1 protein-coding gene is annotated in these 3,814 nt (G+C 73.7%); it reads left to right on the top strand.

The window, feature by feature from the left end:
* Positions 1-3,814, top strand: a 3,814-nt coding sequence (locus tag IE178_RS34860; protein WP_193515039.1) for a type I polyketide synthase, incomplete at both ends; no start/stop codon positions are given.

The following is a 3,814-nucleotide window of genomic DNA, read 5'->3' on the forward strand; positions in this document are numbered from 1 at the left end:
CTGACGGCTGGTCAGGGCAATTACGCCGCGGCGAATGTGTTCCTGGACGCGTTGGCGGCGCGTCGGCGGGCGGAGGGTCTGCCGGCGACGTCGATGGCGTACGGGTTCTGGGACGTGGGTGCGGGGCTCGGCCAGTACCTGGGCGAGGTGGACCGTCGGCGGATGGCGTCGCAGGGTCTGCCGGTGCTCTCCCACGACGCCGGGCTGGAGCTGTTCGCGGCCGGACTCGACTGCCGCGAGGCGACGGTCGTACCGCTGCGGGTCGACACCGCCGCCCTGCGCACCCGCACCGACGAAGTCCCCGCCCTCCTGCGCGCCCTCGCCCCGGCGACCCGACGGCAGGCGGCCTCCGCCGCGAACACCGTCACGGCGGCCGGCGGTCTCGCGGACCGGCTGGCCGGGCTGACCGCCGGTGAGCGGCACCGCACGGTGCTGCAGTTGGTGCGCTCGCAGGTGGCGGCGGTCCTGGGACACGGTTCGGCCGAGGCGATCGGACCCGACCGGGCCTTCCAGGAGCTGGGCTTCGACTCGCTCGCCGCGACCGAACTGCGCAACCAGCTCAACAGCCTCACCGGACTCCGACTCCCCGCGACCCTGGTCTTCGACCACCCCAACGCCCTCGCCGTCACCGAACACATCGAGGAGAAGCTCGCGGGCCCGGGCATCCGGTCCACCGCCTCCGGCCGAACGGATCTCGATGCGCGCCCCGTTGACAACGAGCCGATCGCCATCGTAGGGATGGCCTGCCGCTACCCGGGCGGAGTGACCTCGCCCGAGGACCTGTGGCGACTGGTCGCCGACGGCGTCGACACCGTCTCCGACATGCCGGACGACCGCGGCTGGGACCTGGAGGGCCTGTACGACCCGGAGCCCGGCGCGGAAGGCAAGAGCTACACCCGCCGGGGCAGCTTCCTCCACGACGCCGCCCAGTTCGACCCCGGGTTCTTCGGCATCTCGCCGCGCGAGGCCCTCTACATGGACCCGCAGCAGCGCCTGCTCCTGGAGACGTCCTGGGAGGCCCTGGAGCGCGCGGGCATCGACCCCGCCTCGCTCAAGGGCAGCCGCACCGGCGTGTTCGCCGGCGTGATGTACCACGACTACGCCCTCAACGTGTCGCCCTCCGGCACGGCAGGCGGCAGCGTGGTGTCCGGTCGGCTGTCGTACACGTACGGCTGGGAAGGCCCGGCCGTCACCGTCGACACCGCCTGCTCGTCCTCCCTCGTCGCCCTGCACCTCGCGGTGCAGGCGCTGCGCTCGGGCGAGTGCTCGCTCGCGGTGGCCGGTGGTGCCACGGTGATGTCGACGCCTGGCATGTTCGTCGAGTTCAGCCGTCAGCGAGGCCTGTCCGTGGACGGCCGCTGCAAGGCGTTCGCGGGCGCGGCCGACGGCGTCGGCTGGTCCGAGGGCGTAGGCGTCCTCCTCGTCGAGCGCCTCTCCGACGCCGTACGCAACGGGCACCGCGTCCTCGCGGTCGTCCGGGGCACCGCCGTCAACCAGGACGGCGCCTCCAACGGCTTCACCGCCCCCAACGGGCCCTCGCAGCAGCGCGTCATCCGGCAGGCGCTCGAGGCAGCCGGCGTGGCCGCCTCCGAGGTCGACGTCGTCGAGGCGCACGGTACGGGCACGACCCTGGGCGACCCGATCGAGGCGCAGGCACTGCTCGCCACCTACGGTCAGGACCGTCCGGCCGACCGGCCGCTGCTGCTCGGTTCCATCAAGTCGAACATCGGGCACGCCCAGGCCGCCGCCGGTGTCGCCGGCGTCATCAAGATGGTGATGGCCATGGAGCACGGCTCCGTGCCGCGCACCCTGCACGTCGACCGGCCCTCGCCGCACGTCGACTGGACCGAGGGCAACGCGGAACTGGTCGTCGAGGAACGGCCTTGGCCGGACGCCGCGCACCCGCGCCGTGCGAGTGTCTCCGCGTTCGGACTCAGCGGCACCAACGCGCACGTCGTCCTCGAACAGGCCCCCGCACCCGCCCCGGCCGCCGGGCCGCGACCGGCGGAGGACGGCGACGGCACCTCACGCCCGACGCCCCCGCTGCCGTGGACCGTGTCCGCCGCCACCCCCGAGGCGCTGCGTGCCCAGGCCGGACGACTGCTCACCCACCTCACGGACCGCCCGGACGAGGACCCGCTGGACACCGCCTACGCACTGGCCACCTCCCGCACCGTGCTGGAGTCCCGCGCTGTCGTACTCGGTGCCGGCCGTGACGACCTGCTCGACGGGCTGCGGACGCTCGCCCGCGGCGACTCGTCCCCGGCCGTCCTCCACGGCACCGCGCGGGACGGCGGCTCGACCGCCTTCCTGTTCTCGGGTCAGGGTTCGCAGCGGCTCGGTATGGGCCGTGAACTGCACGCGCGTTTCACGGTGTTCGCGGAGGCGTTCGACGCGGTGTGCGCGGGATTGGACGAGCACCTGGACCGGCCGCTGCGCGACGTGGTCTGGGGCGACGACGAGGACGCGCTGAACCGCACCGCCTACGCCCAGGCCGGGCTGTTCGCCCTCGAAGTGGCGCTGCACCGCCTGCTCGACGCCTGGGGCGTGCGCCCCGACTACGTCGCCGGACACTCGATCGGTGAGGTGGCCGCCGCGCATGTGGCGGGTGTCTTCTCCCTGGCGGACGCGTGTGCGCTGGTGGCTGCGCGTGGCCGGCTGATGCAGGCGCTGCCTGCCGGTGGTGCCATGGTCGCCGTCGAGGCGACCGAGGCCGAGGTCCTGCCCCACCTGACCGACGAGGTGTCGGTCGCGGCCGTCAACGGCCCCTCCTCCGTGGTGATCTCGGGTGCCGAGGCCGCTGTGGAGACCGTGGCGGAGGTGTTCCGCGAGCTGGGGCGCCGTACGACCCGGCTGCGGGTGTCGCACGCCTTCCACTCGCCGCTGATGGAACCGATGCTGGAGGAGTTCCGCACGGTCGTCGAGAACCTCTCCTACGCTGACCCGCTCCTGCCCGTCGTCTCCAACGTGACCGGCCGCATCGCCGCACCCGGCGAACTCACCACGCCCGCCTACTGGGTGACCCACGTCCGCGAGGCCGTACGCTTCGCCGACGGAGTCCAGGCACTGCGAGCCGCCGGGGTGGGCCGCTGCGTCGAGGTCGGCCCCGAAGCGGTGCTGACCGGCATGGCCCGCACCTGCCTCGACGACACCGGTGTCCTGCTGGTGCCGGTCGCCCGCAAGGGCCGGGACGAGGCCGACGCCCTGCTCACCGCGCTGGCCCGGCTGCACGTGGCCGGGGCCCGGGTGGACTGGGCCGCGTACTTCGCCGGCACCGGCGCACGCACCGTCGACCTGCCGACCTACGCCTTCCAGCGGCAGCGCTACTGGCTGCACGCCACGGACGGCGCCACCGCGGTTCCCGCCGGCGCCGGTCTGGACGCGTCCGACCACCCGCTGCTGGGTGCGGTGGTGGCGCTGCCCGACACGGGTGGTGTGGTGCTGACGGGCAGGCTGTCGGTCGAGGCGCAGCCATGGCTCGCCGATCACGTGGTCCTGGGCCGCACCCTGCTGCCCGGCGCCGTACTGGTCGAACTGTCCCTGACGGCGGGCGAGGCCGTGGGCTGCGCGACGCTGGAGGAACTGGCCCTGGCCGCACCGCTGGTGCTGCCCGAACGGGGCGGCGTCCAGGTACGCGTGGTGGTCGGCCCGGAGAACGGCGGACGCCGTACGGTCGCCGTCTACTCACGCTCCGAGGACGCCGCCCAGGACTGGACCACCCATGCCTCCGGGTTCCTGGTGGAGGGTGTGGTGTCGGCGGGGTTCGATCTGGCGCAGTGGCCTCCGGTGGGTGCGGAGGTGGTGCCGGTGGAGG

This window comes from Streptomyces griseoloalbus (assembly GCA_014650015.1).
GTDB classification, from domain to species: domain Bacteria; phylum Actinomycetota; class Actinomycetes; order Streptomycetales; family Streptomycetaceae; genus Streptomyces; species Streptomyces griseoloalbus.